Here is a 16,256-nt window from a genome sequence, read left to right as displayed (position 1 = left end):
CCTCCTAGGTATGGGAAATAGCCGTTTTCAATTTATTCAGGCAATACGCCCAGCCCACGCTAGAATTCATGGCGCGTAAATAGTCGCGCCATCCTTCGCCGTAACGCTCAAAATGACTATGCACCAGTTTCACTTCGGTGCCACCTTCAACATCATGGAAGTGAATTGTGACCACTCCGGCTTTTTCGGGTGTGTCAATCAGCAGGCGGTTGGGAGAGATCTGCCAGGAGAGAACGATCTTCGCCCCCTCCTCCAAGTCTTGAATGGTCCCCCAAATCAACCGGCGACCATCTTCCACATCCTCAAAACAAGCGCCCCCAACGAGGGGTTCAATTCCCAGAACACCGTCGGGAGAGAACCTGTATTCAGCAGGCCACCAGGCGTCGATTTGCTCCAGAACATATGCATATGCGCTTTGAGCAGAAGCAGGCAGGAGCACTTCTGCTTTACACAATGAAAATGGCTCCAGCACGCCCATTTCGCCTGATGTCATCATTCCCCCGGATGCATTTTGTCAGCCGCGGTTCTTCCTGCGGCTCGCCAACACGTAGACTGTAGCAGCAATAATCGTAATTGCTACAAAGAGAACGCCGATGACATTGATGACAGGGGATATACCAAATCGCATACGCGCTCCGATTTCCGTCACCAGTGTCCAGCTTGGCCCGATCGCAAAGAAGGTGGTGTTGTAGTTTTCAATGCTCTGCAAGAAGGCAAGGGCTGCGGCAGTCAGAACCGTTGGCATGAGGAAAGGCAATGTGATCCGACGGAACACCAGGAATGAGGATGCGCCTAAATCCAGTGCCGCTTCTTCCAGTGCCAGATCCTGCCGTTGCAAGCGCGCCATGAACATCAGCATGCAATAGGAGGCGATGAAGCTGGACTGAGCGATTGTTGCCGTGAGCAAGCCCGCATCCACGCCAAATGCATCGCGCCAGAAGATCATGGTTGTCGCACCAAGCACGATGCCCGGTGTGAGGATGGGTGAGACCAGCACAGTATAGAGCAGTGTTATGCCCCTGGTTTGCAGCCGTGTCAGCAACAGTGCCCCAGCCAGCCCCAACGGAATGGAGATGACAATCACACCAAATGCGATGACCAAGGAGTGCCCAAGCCCTGTGATGAAACGCTGTTCATTGGCCAGCTGTGCAAACCACTTGAGCGTAAAGCCCTGCCAGTCTGTTACCGATGGTGTTGGAGCTGCGTTAAAGGCCGCAACCACCATGAAGATCATGGGAAGGAACATATAGGCAAAGAAGATCAGCAGGTAGCCGTTCAAAACCGCGCCAGACCAGTCGATTGGATCTCGCTTAGAGCTTGAACCTGCACTGCTATTTTTGACAAGAGGTAGTGTGGTCATTTTGCGATATCCCGAATTCCAACGCGGAAGACCGCCATAGTGATGAGAACAAAAACAATACAAGCAACTAGGAGCGTCATGGAGTAAGCGGCACCCTGATTCCAGCTGTCTGCTTCAAAGAAACGGCGGTAGATCACCTGCGAGAACCAATCGGGGTGCAGACCCCGGCCCACAATTTCCGGCACAGCAATAGAGCCTGCTGACAGCATGAAGGTCATGATTGCACCAACTGCAATGCCCGGTTTTGCGTGCGGTAGAACCACCCGCCAATGGATGCGGAAGGTGGAGGCACCAAGATCTCGCGCCGCTTCAATCTGGTTTTTATCCAGCGTATCAATGGTGTTGTAGATCGGGAAGACCATAAACAGCACATAAGCGTAGACCATGACCGTGAATACGGCCCCATTAGACGCTACAAATCGGAAGCCCTCTCCCATTTGAATGTCAATGATGCCCAGCATGTCGAGCACAGCGTTCAGGACGCCCTGCTTCTCAAGGATCATGACCCATGCAAATATGCGCAACAGCTCATTGATCGCGTAAGGGATCAACAGGCCAAGCATAAGAATAGCGACTTTGTTTTTACTGGTGGTGGTGGCAACGGCATAAGCCACTGGATAACACAGAGCAAACGCAATCAGGGTCACACATAGCGCATAGACGATGGTGGACAGGAAGATCTCAAAATGAGTTCCACTCATTTGCGTGAAGTTTCGCAAGGAGTAAGACGTGTCCTTACCCACGGTTTGCGTGGTGGACTTTTCTTCGACTTCCAGCGTGTCGATGCGAGTTTGCAGTTCGCTCTTCTTCGCCAGTAGGGGAGCTTCCTCGGCCTCAATCTCCACAACCGTCCGCGTTGGTCCATTTGTGCCAGCAACGGGCGGAGCACCAAACGGGTTTAACAATGACGTTTCATTGGAAGGAGCAGGGGTTGGAGCTGGTGTGCCAAATGGATTGAGCGCGGATACACTCTCTTGCGTTTTGGACGTCTCCTCGCCTGCCGCCAAGTTGGCTCTTTCGGCCTGAAGTACATCCAAACTGGTGTTGATCTGGAACACCTCTGAATAGGCGCGATCGATTTTCAGTGACAGTGTTGCAGCAGCTCCGCCTCTATCTTCATAGGTGAACGCGCGGTCTATCATGGAAATTTGCGGAAGGATGATCAGCGTCACAATCCAAAGGCCTGTTATGCCGATGAAGAGTGCAGTCAGCCCCTTACCATAGCTTTTGATTAGACTATTCACTTGCCAGTTCTCCGGGACGCATCACCACTGCATCTTGCGCTGCAAACCAAAGCTTCTGGTTTGACCCGAGGGCCTGCTGGGACTGATTAACGTTGGTGAGATGGATTGCCAATGGCTGGTCCCCTGCCCGCATATGCAGGTTAACAAAAGGCCCTTCCAGATCGCGGCGCTCCAATATTGCGGAGAGACCATTCTGCTGGCCGTCTTTTTCTTGCAGCGACAGGCGCTCTGGACGCACAAACAGGATTGCCTCTTCGCCTGCGCTCACACCATGGGTGTTTTGGCCAAGGAGATTGCCAAGTGGTGTTTCCATCACGGCATACCCGTTTTGCTGGCCAATCACTTTGCCCTTGATGATGTTTTGCTCGCCGACAAAGCTGGCGACAAAAGGCGTTGCCGGGTGGGCATAGATTTCATCGGAGCTGGCGACTTGCTCCACAACGCCTTTGTTCATGACAGCAACACGGTCTGACATGGTTAGCGCTTCGCCTTGATCGTGGGTGATGTAGATGAACGTCACACCGGTTTTGCGCTGCAGCTCTTTCAGCTCTGCGCGCATGTGCTGGCGGAGTTTCAAATCCAATGCAGAAAGCGGCTCATCCAGCAGCAGAACGGAAGGCTCAACGGCCAAGGCACGGGCGATGGCGACACGCTGGCGCTGACCGCCGGAAAGTTGGGTTGGCAGTTTATCGCCTTGTTCTTCCAATGCGACGAGGGACAGCAGCTCCTGAGCCTTTTCCTGACGAAGTTTTTTCGCCATGCCGCGTGCTTCCAGCCCAAACGCAACATTGTCTCGAACGCTCATGAGCGGAAACAAAGCAAGGTTCTGGAAGATCAAGGCCGTTGGGCGGGCGTTAGGGCGGATACCGGACATATCAGCCTCGCCAATAACAACGCGACCTTGGGAAGGAGTGAGAAAGCCTGAAATCATACGAAGAATGGTTGTTTTTCCGCAACCTGAAGGGCCGAGAATAGAGAAAAACTCACCAGCATTAATTTTGAGGTCGGTGGGCTCTACGGCGGTAAAGTCGCCAAATCTCATAGAAAGCTTATCGAGAATTACATCGTTGCCGCGCATCATGTGTCTATTACTTCTTGATTTATACAGGAGTGGGCTTGATCGCCTGAACTTTCAGCAAAGTCCCTCTCGCCTTTTATCAAAGCGCACTGCAGGATCTGTCAGCATCAACGACATGTGGCCATCAAAAAAACTGCTGAAACGGGGACCGAGCTGATATGCAAAGCGCGACGGAGGCCGCGCTTTGCTTTTAACGGTGTTAGGCGTTGGTGATTTTATCTACATATTCCTGACGCAGAGGTGTGAACCAAGGAGTTTCAGCCTGCCACCACCAAAGGTTACCAAGGTTGTCGGAGTTGTAGGTGGCCATAAACTGTTTCTTGTAATTATCACCTGCAAATTCTGCGGCGCCGGCAACAGAAGAGTTGTAACCAGTATTGGCACAGAGTAACCCGGCCATTTGAGGTGTAAGCATTGCATTGATCAAGGCATATGCCTGCTCAACATTTTCAGCCCCACTTGGAACACCCATGGAATCCATCCAAGTCATGCCACCTTCTTTAGGCATGCGGTACTTCCACTTAGCATCTTCACGGTTCAGCAACAGGCCTGTTGTATCCCATGTCTGACCAATAGATGCGCCAGCCTGCTTGAAGGCGTTTGTGGCCTCTGTTGCATTGTTCCAGAACGCAGCAACGTTTGCTTTGTTGTCAATGATAAACTGTGCAACTTCATCCCATACGCGGCGAGCATCATCCTCAGTCTTGTAGACATCCAGCATACGGTTAGATTTAATTTTGCCGATGGCATCAAGGTAAAGGCCGGTGCCGATCAGTGCAGAATTCTGACGGAATGTTGCTTTGCCCTTTGCTTCTGGTGCCCAAAGGGAGCCGAAGGAAACTTCATCATCAGCCAGCGGGAAAACAGAGCTGTCAAACAGTACCGCTTCTGTGCCCCAGTCGAATGGCAGCAGCATACGCTTGCCACGGTATGTACCGCCAAGGTCTACACTGTCGCGCAGCATGGATGGCACGAGAGCGTCAAGCTTCAGCTTATTCTCGTCAAGTGGAGCGAGCAGACCATCCGCATAGTAATTTGGGCCGTTGGTGATGGATGGGAAGATAACATCAAAGCCTTTGCCACCAGCTGCTTTCAGCTTCTGCTCAGCTTCATCGTTGGATCCGTAAGTGGACAGGTTGATCTTAATACCTGTCTCACCTTCAAATTTCTTAATCATGTTTTCCTGAATGTAATCGCCCCATGCGAACACATTCACCTGACCAGAAGAGGCAAGAGCATCGGAGGCTTTCAAGATTGCAGGAGCAGCAACAACTGCAGACGCAACAGCCGTGCCTTTAAGTACTGAACGACGAGAGATAGTCATAAAAAAAACCTCAAAGAAAAAGAGACAAATAGCGAGCGTAACGTCGAAAATAAATTCGACGCCTTCAAGTCCTATCACCCGGTCAGCTAAATCCAACCGGTGACAGGCCAATGACAAAATATTAGATTAACTTACGGAGAATAGCCTATTATTAGTCATCTCCGCAATGTTGTATTTGTACTTCTGTAATTTAACCGAGAAATTACAAAGGAATTACAGAGGAATTCAAAGCATTATCTATTTGATAAACAAAAAAAAGGAGACACCATTACCGATGCCTCCCGTCGTTAAATCAGTGATCATTATTAGGTCAGAGGTTGATGTGCGCTCTTTGTTTACGACGTCGAACAACAACTCCGTAATGAGGGGCAAACAACATAGCGAGCACTTGCTGCAAACCTGCAACAACCGCGATCATTCCAGCAGCAGAAACTGAAATCTCATAACCGAGCATCGATGGACCGAACGCGGCCAACAAGTAGCCAAATAGCCCAGCGGATAGAGAGGCAATGCCGGAGATGAATAGCTGCACCTTCAGGTTATCGGTTAACATACGTGCTGTGGCTGCCGGGCAGATGAACATGGCAATCACCAGAATTGAGCCAACTGCACTGAAGGCTGCTACTGCCGCAATCGCGACCATGACGATCAAGGACAAGCCAAGCCATTTTGGTGAGAAGCCAAGGCTTGCGGAAAGCAATGGATCAAAGCTGGTGATCTTCAGCTCTTTGAAGAACAGAACAACAAACGCGATGACCAATAAGTTGACCACGAACAATTGCTTGATGCTGTCTGGTAAGGTGGCCAGAGCCTCTAAGTTCCAAAGGTCCGAGAGCGTGTACGCATCCAGCCAGATTGCACTTTCCAGATTGCCGTAGAGGGCGTGCTCCACATCCAGATGAACGCCTGCAGTTCCAGTTTGCTCCAGAACCACAACACCCGCTGCAAACATGGTGGTAAAAACCACGCCCATGGCCGCGCCGGGTTCTACATTGCCAATGCGCCGGATCAACTCAATGAGCAACACAGCGAAGATAGCCGCCGCCCCTGCCCCGATCATCATGGCCCAAGAGCCAGTCTCGTGTGAGACCAGAAAGCCAAGAACAATGCCGGGCAGAACAACGTGAGAGATCGCGTCTCCCATCAGCGCTTGTTTGCGCAACACAAGGAAGTTGCCGAGCAGACCGCAAGCCAGCGCTGCCAGAGAGCCGAGCAAGATACTTGGAAGGTCGAACTGAAGGAAAATATCCATTAGTGTTGTCCTCCCCTTGGTGTTTGTGATGTGCAAACGATGTGCGGGCTCAATTCGTCTTCAAGGGCTTTGACCGTATCTGCCGGGAGCACTTTGCCGATTGGCTTTAGAGACCAATCTGCCAGAGCATGAGATTCCTCAGGATGCATTTCGCGGTAGAGGTTCCAAAGTTTCTGGTCCCGTTCAATCACGCGCGCTTCGGACTGGCCTTTGATGGTTGACTGTCCGTCACCGCTCATGAAACCGCCACGACGCAGAATGGAGCGGGTGAGAGGTTCCAGAACCGGTTCATTATGGGCGATGGCAAGCAAGCCCTGACGCAGATGCACGATGCGCTGAAAGCGGTAGTGCTTGATCGCTGCTGCAAGAATGCCTCGAACGGGTGAGATCAGCAGAGAGACCACGAAGAAGCTGAAAAGCACCAGCACAATCAAACCACCGGTTGGCATGTTGGGCGCGCTTGCAGAAAGCGCTGCACCGATAAAGCTTCCAGATGCGCCTATACCAGCTGAGATAGCGACCAGAACCGGGACACGATCTGTCCAGAAACGAGCCGCAACAGGTGGGATAATCGCAAGGGCGATGATGAGCACCAGACCAACGGTTTTGAGACCGATGACGACAATACCGAGCAGGAGCAAAAGAAGCGTGCGATCCAACCAGCGGACGTTGTAACCGGTGGCGGCGGCAAAGCCTTCGTCAAAGCAGAGTAGTGAGAACTCTTTCATGCGCAACACAACGGCCAGGCCAACCAGCCCAGCGGCAACGGCGATGGTCATTGCTTCGGACTTCAACATGCCGGAGGTCGCGCCAAGGAGGAACCCTTCCAGACCAGCCTGCCCAGCGATGGACATGGATTGAATGACCGTCAGCAGAACCATACCCACGGCAAAAAACGTGGAGAGCACGGTGCCAATGGCGGCGTCTTCCGTCAGGCGTGTGTGCGTTTTGATCCAGTCAACGGCCAGAACACCGATGCCTGCTGATAAAGCCGCTCCAAACAGGAGGACCGGCAGGGAGCGACCACTGTCGAAGTAGGTTTGTGCGATAATGAACGCCAGAGCAACGCCGGGAAGTGTGGCATGGCTGATCGCGTCTGAGACCAGCGTTCGTTTTCTCAGGAGAACGAAGACGCCAATGGCACCGCTGGCTGCGCCAAGGAGCGCGGCTCCAACGCACACAAGGGCGGTATTATAACCTGCGGACAAAGTGAGGGCGGCAAAGAACTGTTCCATGACTTTGCCCTATGCGCCTGACGCTTGGGACAAGCCAGCCAGCTGTGTGCTTGCCAGTCGTCCGCCATAAGCCTTCTGCAGGTTTTCAGAGGTAAAGGTGGTTTCAACTGGACCATCTGCGATGTGTTGACCGTTCAGCAACAGAATGTGGGAGAAATAATCCCGCACTGTTTCCAGATCATGATGCACAACCAGCACGGTTTTGCCATCCTCAACGAGTTTACGGAGAACCATGACGATGGCTTTTTCGGTGGCAGCATCGACACCTGCGAATGGCTCATCCATGAGGTACATTTCCGCATCCTGCGCCAACGCGCGGGCAAGGAAAACGCGTTGCTGCTGGCCGCCGGATAGCTGGCCAATCTGACGCTTGGCAAAATCCTCCATACCAACGGACTTCAAGCACTCCAGAGCCTTCTCGCGGTGTTTGCGAGATGGCCAACGGAACCAACCGATTTGTCCGTATAGGCCCATCAAAACCACATCAATCGCGGTGGCGGGGAAGTCCCAATCCACTGCGGAGCGCTGAGGCACATAGGCGATCCTTTTCAGCGCTTTCTTGATTGGCGTGCCAAAAACAGTGGTATCGCCGGACAGCTTAGGGATCAGGCCAAGGGCCGCCTTAAGGAAGGTTGACTTACCTGCTCCGTTTGGACCGATAATTGCTGTGAGGCATCCCTTTGGTGCGGAGTAAGACACGCCCCAAAGCACTGGTTTATGGTGATAGGCAACTGTGAGACCCTGAACTGCAAAGGGTTGGTCCTCGGGCTTTATTTTCTGCGGTGCGTTGGCGTCGTGCAACTGCAAGCCGGGCGTTTTTACGTTATGCATTTTAGTGTCCAGCTCCCAGTTTGCCTTGCATGCCCTGAAGTGGCGCTTCACCACCCAGCGCACGAGTGACAGTCGTCATGTTGTGATCGATCATTCCTATATACGTGCCTTCATAGGTATTGGACTGGCCCATTGCGTCCGAGAACAGCTCTCCGCCAACCTCCACAGTGTGCCCTCTGGCAGCAGCGCCTTCCACCAAAGCCCGCACGTTGCGTTCTGATACGGAAGATTCAACAAAAACGGCAGTAACTTTGCGATCAACAAGAAGTTTAACCAGCATTTCGATCCGTTGCAGGCCTGCCTCTGAGTTTGTGGAGATGCCCTGAATGCCAACCACTTCCAGATCAAAATCCCGACCAAGATACGTGAAGGCATCATGTGCGGTTACCAGAACACGGCGATTTTTTGGGACGGTCTTCAGAATTTTGGCGCCGTATTCAGACAGCTCCTGAATTTCCGCGAGATAGGCAACCGCATTGTTTTGGTAATCCTCTTCGTTTTCTGGATCCATAGAGATGAAGGCCTGTGTGACAGAGGCAACTGCGCCCTGCCACAGGGTTGGGCTCATCCAGACATGGGGGTCAAACCGATCTGAATAGGCCGTTGAGCCTTCCAGCTTAACAGGCTCTATGGCTTCCCCAATGAAGAAAACGGGTTTGCGTTCCTGTAGCTTCAGCAGCAGATCTTCCATCTGCGCTTCCAGATAAAGGCCATTGGCGAAGATTACATCGGACCGGCCCATTTTGACGACATCTGAACGGGTCTGACGGTAGGAGTGCGGGTCTATGCCCGTTCCCATGAGAGCATCAACTTTCACATGCTCCCCCCCAATAGCGCGCACGGCATCCGCGACCATGCCAACTGTTGCGACAGCATTGATTGGAGTTTTTGCAGCAGAGCTCGACACACTTATAAGGGCGGCGCTTCCCATCAGGATCAGAGCAGAAAATACTGCAGTCAAATAACGCATAAAGTCCAACTTTCCAAAAATACTTGAGCTCACTTTCGAGCCCGTCATCCCTTGCAGTTTTCCAATCGTGACCACTTTTGCTTAGGCCACCTATCTTCGTCCTGAGCTGTTTAAAAAAGGATACCACTTGATTTTTACAGATCATCCTATTTCTTCAATCAGTCTATTTGCAAATCATTCTTAATTGCAATAAAAAAATGAAAGACACCCTTTTCCTTGAAGAGCCCACCTAACCTGCGGAAGCAGGACCTGAGCAGAAAGTCGTGCATCAATCTCACTTTGTTGCCATTGCCTCTTATTTGCCAAAGGCTTATTTATGTAGGTAACGGGAGGGACCTGAGATGAGTAAGATGAATTTTAATCGTGACTTTGATGCCCGACATGGCGAGCTTGTGCCAATAACCGATGAGCTTGCGCGGGTCACATGTAACAATGCAGGTCCCCTAACGTTTGCAGGTACTAACAGTTTTCTTGTGGGCCGCAATGAGGTGATTGTCGTTGATCCGGGCCCAATAGATATGGATCACCTTGATGCTCTGATGAGAGCTATCGGGACCCGACCTGTTAAAGCCATTCTGGTGAGCCATACCCACGTGGACCACTCCCCCTTGGCTGGCCCCTTGAAGGAAAAGACGGGCGCTCCGGTTATGGGTTGCGGTCCTCACAGACGAGCCGTTTCCTTCGCAGATATGGCAGAAACGCCTATGGATGCCAGCTCTCAAAAGGACTTCATACCTGATGAGGAGTTACAAGACGGGGCCAAAATCTCTGTTGATGGTGTGGTGATTGAGGTGGTTGCAACACCTGGACATACGGAGAATCACCTGTCATTTGCGCTTCCAGAGCATGGCGTGATGCTTCCCGGTGACCATGTTATGGCGTGGTCGACCACTATTGTGGCGCCCCCTGATGGTTCTATGAACGCCTATATGGCCTCACTGGATAAGCTGATTGCCCGACGCGAGACACGCTATTTCCCTTCGCATGGGGGTGAGGTCAACAACCCACCTGTCTTCCTGAAACAGCTTAAGCAGCACCGCCAGATGCGCTCCGACGCCATTCTTGCCCGCCTGAAAGAAGGCGATGACGATGTTATGTGCATGGTGAAAGCGATCTACACAGATGTGGATTCCAAGCTGCATGGGGCAGCTGCTTTAAACGTTCTTGCACAACTCGATGACTTAATTGACCGTGGGGTTGTCATGTGCGACGGCAAGGTTACACTCGCCGCAAAATTCAAACTGACCTAGGGGGCATAAGGCTCGCTTGGAAACAGCAGTAGGTTTAACCCATCGAGAGGTCTCGACCTCTCCAACACCATCGAGATGTAATGACTAGTATTTTTGACCAGAAGATTGATCGCAGAAACACTCATTCTCTGAAATGGGATGAAATGGAAAGCCGTTATGGCATCAGCTGTGATGACGGCTTGCCAATGTGGGTTGCTGATATGGACTTTCGTCCGCCACAAGCCGTGAATGACATGGTTGCGCGTGCGGCAGAACTCGGCATTAACGGTTATTACGGAAACGATGCACCTTATAAAGATGCCATTATCTCCTGGATGGACCGTCGCCATCAGTTTGCTGTCAACCCAGACTGGATTTCCACCACACCGGGCGTTGTGGCTGGTTACTCCATGGCCATTCAGGCTTTTTCTGAGGAAGGTGATGGCGTTCTGGTCTTCTCTCCGGTGTACCATGCGTTTGGCCGTGCTGTGCGTGACAACAATCGCCGTTTGGTCGAAAGCCAACTGATTGAGCGCGACGGTGCTTATTACATGGACTTTGACAGCCTGGCTGACCAGGTTGATGAGCGCACTAAGATCCTCCTGCTTTGTAGCCCGCACAATCCGGGCGGTCGTGTCTGGACTTCTGAGGAGCTCACGCAGATCTGTGAGTTCTGTCTTGAGCGCAACATTCTCATCATCTCTGACGAGATCCACCACGATCTCATTCTGGATGGCTCCAAGCACGTTGTGACAGCAACCCTTTCTGAAGCAATTGCGGAGCGGACGATTACGTTTACATCTGCCTCCAAGACCTTCAATCTTGCTGGATTCGCAACAGCAGCTTGCATCATCAGCAACAAAGAGCTGCGGGACCAGTACCGCGCAGTTGCAACGGCTTGCGGTGTGCATTCCACTCCTCTTGGCTCACAGGCAACCACTGAAGCCTATAACCATGGCGACGAATGGCTGACCGAGCTGTGCGGCTATATCGCTGCAAATCAGGAGCTGCTGATTGAAGGGCTGGAAGCGGCTATTCCGGGCGCGAAGGTTATGCGTATGGCAAGCACGTACCTGCAGTGGGTCGACTTTGCTGGTGTGGATTTGCCGTTTGACGAGATTGTATCGCGCATTCAGAAACAAGCGAAGATCGCCGTCAACATCGGTCGCACGTTTGGTAAAGGCGGCGAAACGTTCCTGAGATTCAATCTGGCCTGTCCAAAATCGACGGTTCAGGACGCAGTTACACGTTTGGAAGATGTATTCGCGGACTTACGTGTGCAGACAACTGCCTGAATTTGAAGAGATATTACCAGTTATCAAGAGTACGCCCGTAAATGGGCGTATTTTTTTGTTTGTACGTGACAATTATCACACACGCATGCTATAAATTATTGCATATTGAAATTACAGAATTCGAGAACATCCCCCTTGTTCAAAGAATTCGAAGAGAGTTTCGCGATAGCTTTAGAGCGCTACTCAATGTTCACACAAGCTTCTATAACCAGCGCTTCCCCGGCGCTGGTTATGTTGTTTTTAGGGTATGCTTTGTGATTTTTTGATTGCATCATGCCAAACGGAATGCGTTTTAGAACGACGGCTTTTGCGCTGGCATAGGCGCACCACCTCTTTCTTTAAACAAACGAGCGAAAGACGGTGGTAATTCAAACGGCACTTCTAATGCTACGGACCCATTGTTGAACCGTGGCGCTCCCCCCTCTTCCAGAACAAGCCCTGTCTCTTCAACACTTGCAGTAATGCCGTAGCTTTGCAGCAGAACCTTATCTAGATTTGAAAGGAACGTTCTGATCCGGCGCGCATTGGTCCCGAAATCATGGCTGCCAAAGCGAGAGGCTGAGCGAATATCTAAAAGCGTCCCTACTCTGTCCGGCTGAATACGGATCGCAACATCATCTCTTAGGGAGAAGTATGGCATCCGTGCTTCCATGAGCAGATACGTTGGCTCATCTGGAAAACCTGCCGGAAGCTCATAGATAACCTCCCACCCCATACTGGAGGCAACGCTTGAAGCCGCGTTGTGCAGTTCCGGTGGTGGCAGACGAAAGCGGCGTGGGACGATGTCAGGATAGCTGGCTTTTTGCATAATCTGCATATTGGATTCAATCGTACCCCCAATACGCTCACCTGCAACAAGGGCTGGCGGCTCACTCAAGTCTGTAGAGATGTCATTCAAGGGTGGGAACAGATAGAGCCCTACTGTTGCGACAAACAACGGGAGTAAAACGATTGAGCCGTAGAAGGTGCCAAGCAAGCTGTTGAAGAAGCCTTTGCCGCCATCCTTCCACAGATCCACCACAGCTATGACTGCCAAAACAATTGCAGTGGCACCCATAAAAAAACCGAGAAGGAGCAAAACCAGTAGCACTTCCGTATCAAATAACTCGAAGTAGTGACCTGCCACAGAGAGAATAAGAAACGGGATTGCAATAGCACCTATGCGCCGACTGCGCTGCGCAGTACGTGAATGTCGTAAAGGCAATCGCAGAGTCATTCTCTCTCACTCTTTCTCTATCCCAAATAGTAGCAAAAGCAGACTACCTGTTCCTACGTGAGGTTACAGCTCTTTATTTTGCGATACTTGATTATACCAGTTCAGAATTACCGAGGGTTGAATGACTCCAATAATAACGCGCAGTTGCTTCTTAATGTCGGCTCCAAGTGCATCCGTAGCAAAAACCCGGATCCACCTTTTGAAAATACGCGTCACTGTTTACGGTTTATGCTTTACAGGACGCGAGCACCGCCGTACCGCTCATGCAGGTAGAACAGCTGCCGTGCGGTTGAGGCCGATCAGATCTACAAGTTCCGTCAGGCTATCCAGCAGATGGTCACAATGGCCTTTCAGCTCTTCTGCTGTCAGAGCGCCTGTGGTTACGGCAACGCGCAGCATGCCTGCTTTCTGTGCCGCATGCATGTCGTGGAGACTATCCCCAACCATAGCAATTTGCTGAGGCTCAATACCTGTGTGCTCTGCAAATCCGAGTAACTGACCCGGCTCAGGTTTTTCACCATGGCCGCTGTCGTAGCCAACAACAAACGTGAAGAGGTTCAATATGCCAAGCTTTTTTAGCTGAGCAATCGCGCTCGCTTCAGTGCCATTTGTTGCCAAACCGATCGGCAAACCGGCTGCAGCCATCGTTTCAATGGATGAAACAGTATCGTCAAACGCAGAAACACATTCAGCTGCGTGATCCAGAATAAGGTCTTCGATCCGATCCAGAAACACTTTGTTGAATTCAACCCCGAGATGCTCTGCCCACGACTCGCTGTAGCCACTTGGCGGGTTCGTCAGAATTGGGCTACCGGGTAAGCAAGTGAGTGTCTTCATATCGAACCCGGAAAGGTCCCCCAGCTCATGAGCCACCTGCTCATTTCCCTCAGCTAAATCCATAAGAACATAGCGCAAAACTGTGCCCCAGGTTTTATCGAAATCGATCAGGGTCCCGTCACGATCAAACAACACGGCGCGCACGTTCATTTTCATTTTCCTTCAGCGCCTGTAGCGGCTCAATTATGGGGTGCAGCAAATAGCAGATCACAGGCCATGTGACACACGAAACGGATTAGGCTTTGCCTTGATATCCGCCTTAATACAGGGATCACCATGCGGCAAGGGTTATTGAGTATCTCTAAGCTATAACTTTGTTCAGAACAGCCCAATAAATGCACAGGTTTTTGTCAGGTTTATTGCCGTCAAAATTGCGGCCAAATGTCACCCAAAACTGCACATCAGATTAATAAGCTGCCTTGAAAAATTGGCGAAAAATTCGACGGCTATTCCTCATCCTTTTGTATAATATAATGAATTTTGCAAGCACTGCTTATCAAAAAGGTTAACGGCATGTCCGATGCATCCAACCTGCTGACTTTCTTATGGAATTAGCCCCTTTAAATTAGATTGGATTTTTTGGAATTTTTGGTTCTAACATATTCCCACCCAACTTGAGTATCACTCTTACATACGAACTGACGCTCACATTGGGTCACAGGGCTTTTATTAGACCGAGTGAACTCCACATATTTTGCAACACAATTTGTCCCAAGGGGACGCACGCACATGGCCTTCGGAACGACTGAGAACCAAAAGAAAACCGCAAAACCTGATCTGGACAGACACTACCGTCCGGTGGGCATTCAAGCTGTGAACGCTGCAAACTGCTGCTGCGGTAAGCAAAAAGAGGATCAACAGCCAAAGGTCCAGGAGCAATACCCTCTTCCGACAGACTGATGTGGTGGGTGTTGTTTGAATTTATGAGCTCTCAGCCTCATCGCAGGAGAGCACTGCTGCAAGCGTAGATTCATGCGTACCAACTGCACATCAAATCGCGAATGAGGGCCTGTTCTGATTTAGGTCGGGCAGATACCTCCAGAACGAACTGCCTTCAAAAAAGCAGTCGTATTCATAAAAAAAGGCGTCCCGCATTACTGCGAGCCGCCTTATTTTTTGCCGCGTTGCCTACCCTTATGGGTAGAGGCGGACTTTGCCCCAATCGTCAGTCGGGCTTTCTCTTTTAAACACAAACCTATCGTGAAGACGAAACGCGCGATCGTGCCAGAATTCGATTTCCGTTGGTTGCAAAACGCAACCGCTCCAATAATCCGGGCGCGGAATATCACCAATTGCGTATTTAGCTGCATACCTTGCAACTTCTTTTTCAAGCGCAAATCGGCTTTCCAATGGGCGTGATTGTTTGGAGGCCCAAGCACCAATGCGGCTTTTTCGTGGCCGTGATGTGTAGTATTCGTCTGCCTGATCTTCAGTTACGCGAATAATATTGCCGCGAACCCGCACTTGTCTGCGAAGACTTTTCCAATGAAAACAAAGCGCAACCTTAGGGTGGTTAAGAATTTCCTGACCCTTTGTGCTTTCAAAATTCGTATAAAACACAAAACCTTGTGGACTGTAACCTTTAAGGAGTAACATCCGTACATTTGGCATGCCATCATCATCTACAGTCGCAACTGACATGGCATTTGGATCATTAGGCTCGTTCTTTTCTGCAAGGGCAAGCCATTCACCAAACAGTTGAAAAGGAACCTCGATGTTTTCCGAGTAACTATTTGTAAACTTTTCTTCCAGATCTTGGATGTCACTATTCATAGTTAATAGTCCTTTAGGATCCACCAATCCTGTGTGATCCATAATTCGTTGGAGCAACGGATATAACCAGAGGCTCTTTTAGTAATATGGCAGGTTCATATAGCAAATTTATAAGTGTGCGTCAGTCGCGTTATACGCTGGTCGCTATCTTGCTTGCTCTTCCTGCCTGCACTCAAATGTCAATATCCGTGAATAATGATCAGTATCAAGATCCCCTCAATCTAACCGAGGCAGTTGATACCAAGCAAAAGGTCGCGGAGAGCGAAATCCACCGTACCGACAGAACGATCATTACAAATACCATTGAAGCTGCACTCACTGATAACGCAACAACACCTAGTGGTTTTGCACCAATGGCGTGGATAAACCCGATCAGTGGCAACAGCGGCACAATCACATCGCTCCTTTCTGTTGACAAAACAGGCAGCATTGCAGGCTGCACTGATTTTGTAACAAGTGCCAATACGGTTGGCGGTGTTCGGGCCTACCAAGGCAGAAGTTGCCCAGATGTTCATCAAAAGATGAAAATCATCCAACTGGCCCCTTTTCAGGCAGAGCAAATAGCAGCTCAATAACGCCTCCTGTCACAGTGCACACAACTGAAATCACTCA

General features: G+C 50.7%; 15 protein-coding genes. 3 read left to right on the top strand and 12 right to left on the bottom strand.

Annotation, left to right across the window (positions count from 1 at the left end):
• Positions 1–4: 4 nt before the first annotated feature.
• The 9 genes from BLS62_RS07620 to BLS62_RS07580 all read right to left on the bottom strand — a co-directional run bounded on the left by BLS62_RS07620 (position 5) and on the right by BLS62_RS07580 (position 9,294).
• Positions 5–493, bottom strand: coding sequence for an SRPBCC family protein (locus tag BLS62_RS07620; protein WP_093188595.1), 489 nt, complete (start codon positions 491–493; stop codon positions 5–7).
• Between the two features lie 21 nt (positions 494–514).
• A complete protein-coding gene (locus tag BLS62_RS07615) occupies positions 515–1,360 on the bottom strand; it encodes an ABC transporter permease (protein ID WP_093178933.1) in 846 nt (281 codons plus the stop codon).
• Positions 1,357–2,604 carry an ABC transporter permease gene (locus BLS62_RS07610; RefSeq protein WP_208990737.1) on the bottom strand — a complete coding sequence of 416 codons (1,248 nt, stop codon included), beginning with the start codon at positions 2,602–2,604 and terminating at the stop codon, positions 1,357–1,359. Before BLS62_RS07610 ends, BLS62_RS07615 begins: the two co-directional genes overlap by 4 nt.
• The gene (locus BLS62_RS07605; protein ID WP_093188590.1) at positions 2,597–3,682 is read right to left on the bottom strand and encodes an ABC transporter ATP-binding protein; all 1,086 of its coding nucleotides are present in this window, start codon (positions 3,680–3,682) and stop codon (positions 2,597–2,599) included. The genes BLS62_RS07610 and BLS62_RS07605 overlap by 8 nt, the downstream gene beginning before the upstream one ends.
• Before the next feature lie 199 nt (positions 3,683–3,881).
• Positions 3,882–5,006: an extracellular solute-binding protein gene (locus BLS62_RS07600; protein WP_093178931.1), complete on the bottom strand. Its 1,125-nt coding sequence runs from the start codon at positions 5,004–5,006 to the stop codon at positions 3,882–3,884.
• Between the two features lie 310 nt (positions 5,007–5,316).
• On the bottom strand, positions 5,317–6,258 hold the full coding sequence (locus tag BLS62_RS07595; RefSeq protein ID WP_093178928.1) for a metal ABC transporter permease: 942 nt from the start codon (positions 6,256–6,258) through the stop codon (positions 5,317–5,319).
• Positions 6,258–7,493: a metal ABC transporter permease gene (locus BLS62_RS07590; RefSeq protein WP_093178925.1), complete on the bottom strand. Its 1,236-nt coding sequence runs from the start codon at positions 7,491–7,493 to the stop codon at positions 6,258–6,260. The genes BLS62_RS07595 and BLS62_RS07590 overlap by 1 nt, the downstream gene beginning before the upstream one ends.
• A gap of 9 nt (positions 7,494–7,502) precedes the next feature.
• On the bottom strand, positions 7,503–8,324 hold the full coding sequence (locus BLS62_RS07585) for a metal ABC transporter ATP-binding protein (protein ID WP_093178922.1): 822 nt from the start codon (positions 8,322–8,324) through the stop codon (positions 7,503–7,505).
• 1 nt (position 8,325) lies between these two features.
• Complete coding sequence (locus BLS62_RS07580; RefSeq protein WP_093188587.1) at positions 8,326–9,294, bottom strand: metal ABC transporter solute-binding protein, Zn/Mn family; 969 nt, start codon at positions 9,292–9,294, stop codon at positions 8,326–8,328.
• A 341-nt stretch (positions 9,295–9,635) separates the two neighbouring features.
• Between BLS62_RS07580 and BLS62_RS07575 the strand changes: the two genes are divergently transcribed.
• Positions 9,636–10,544: an MBL fold metallo-hydrolase gene (locus tag BLS62_RS07575; RefSeq protein ID WP_093178919.1), complete on the top strand. Its 909-nt coding sequence runs from the start codon at positions 9,636–9,638 to the stop codon at positions 10,542–10,544.
• An 80-nt stretch (positions 10,545–10,624) separates the two neighbouring features.
• The gene (locus BLS62_RS07570) at positions 10,625–11,818 is read left to right on the top strand and encodes a MalY/PatB family protein (RefSeq protein ID WP_093178916.1); all 1,194 of its coding nucleotides are present in this window, start codon (positions 10,625–10,627) and stop codon (positions 11,816–11,818) included.
• Between the two features lie 292 nt (positions 11,819–12,110).
• Here the strand turns inward: BLS62_RS07570 and BLS62_RS07565 are convergent, their stop codons facing one another.
• The 3 genes from BLS62_RS07565 to pdxH form a co-directional block, all read right to left on the bottom strand.
• Positions 12,111–13,034, bottom strand: coding sequence for a DUF1499 domain-containing protein (locus BLS62_RS07565; protein ID WP_093178914.1), 924 nt, complete (start codon positions 13,032–13,034; stop codon positions 12,111–12,113).
• A 261-nt stretch (positions 13,035–13,295) separates the two neighbouring features.
• On the bottom strand, positions 13,296–14,021 hold the full coding sequence (locus BLS62_RS07560) for an HAD family hydrolase (protein WP_208990736.1): 726 nt from the start codon (positions 14,019–14,021) through the stop codon (positions 13,296–13,298).
• A 984-nt stretch (positions 14,022–15,005) separates the two neighbouring features.
• Positions 15,006–15,623, bottom strand: a complete 618-nt coding sequence (gene pdxH / locus BLS62_RS07555; protein WP_244283629.1) for a pyridoxamine 5'-phosphate oxidase — start codon at positions 15,621–15,623, stop codon at positions 15,006–15,008.
• Between the two features lie 209 nt (positions 15,624–15,832).
• Here pdxH and BLS62_RS07550 point away from each other — a divergent pair, with 209 nt between their 5' ends.
• The gene (locus BLS62_RS07550) at positions 15,833–16,219 is read left to right on the top strand and encodes an RT0821/Lpp0805 family surface protein (protein WP_208990735.1); all 387 of its coding nucleotides are present in this window, start codon (positions 15,833–15,835) and stop codon (positions 16,217–16,219) included.
• Positions 16,220–16,256 lie beyond the last annotated feature (37 nt).

The sequence above is a fragment of the Pseudovibrio sp. Tun.PSC04-5.I4 genome (assembly GCF_900104145.1).
Lineage (GTDB): Bacteria > Pseudomonadota > Alphaproteobacteria > Rhizobiales > Stappiaceae > Pseudovibrio.
The sequence above is the reverse complement of the archived record's forward strand: the minus strand, read 5'-3'. Positions and strand labels throughout refer to the sequence as shown.

Coding starts and splice junctions, on each gene's coding strand:
- BLS62_RS07620 (WP_093188595.1), bottom strand. CDS start 493: ATGACATCAGGCGAAATGGGCGTGCTGGAGCCATTTTCATTGTGTAAA.
- BLS62_RS07615 (WP_093178933.1), bottom strand. CDS start 1,360: ATGACCACACTACCTCTTGTCAAAAATAGCAGTGCAGGTTCAAGCTCT.
- BLS62_RS07605 (WP_093188590.1), bottom strand. CDS start 3,682: ATGCGCGGCAACGATGTAATTCTCGATAAGCTTTCTATGAGATTTGGC.
- BLS62_RS07600 (WP_093178931.1), bottom strand. CDS start 5,006: ATGACTATCTCTCGTCGTTCAGTACTTAAAGGCACGGCTGTTGCGTCT.
- BLS62_RS07595 (WP_093178928.1), bottom strand. CDS start 6,258: ATGGATATTTTCCTTCAGTTCGACCTTCCAAGTATCTTGCTCGGCTCT.
- BLS62_RS07590 (WP_093178925.1), bottom strand. CDS start 7,493: ATGGAACAGTTCTTTGCCGCCCTCACTTTGTCCGCAGGTTATAATACC.
- BLS62_RS07585 (WP_093178922.1), bottom strand. CDS start 8,324: ATGCATAACGTAAAAACGCCCGGCTTGCAGTTGCACGACGCCAACGCA.
- BLS62_RS07580 (WP_093188587.1), bottom strand. CDS start 9,294: ATGCGTTATTTGACTGCAGTATTTTCTGCTCTGATCCTGATGGGAAGC.
- BLS62_RS07575 (WP_093178919.1), top strand. CDS start 9,636: ATGAGTAAGATGAATTTTAATCGTGACTTTGATGCCCGACATGGCGAG.
- BLS62_RS07570 (WP_093178916.1), top strand. CDS start 10,625: ATGACTAGTATTTTTGACCAGAAGATTGATCGCAGAAACACTCATTCT.
- BLS62_RS07565 (WP_093178914.1), bottom strand. CDS start 13,034: ATGACTCTGCGATTGCCTTTACGACATTCACGTACTGCGCAGCGCAGT.
- BLS62_RS07560 (WP_208990736.1), bottom strand. CDS start 14,021: ATGAACGTGCGCGCCGTGTTGTTTGATCGTGACGGGACCCTGATCGAT.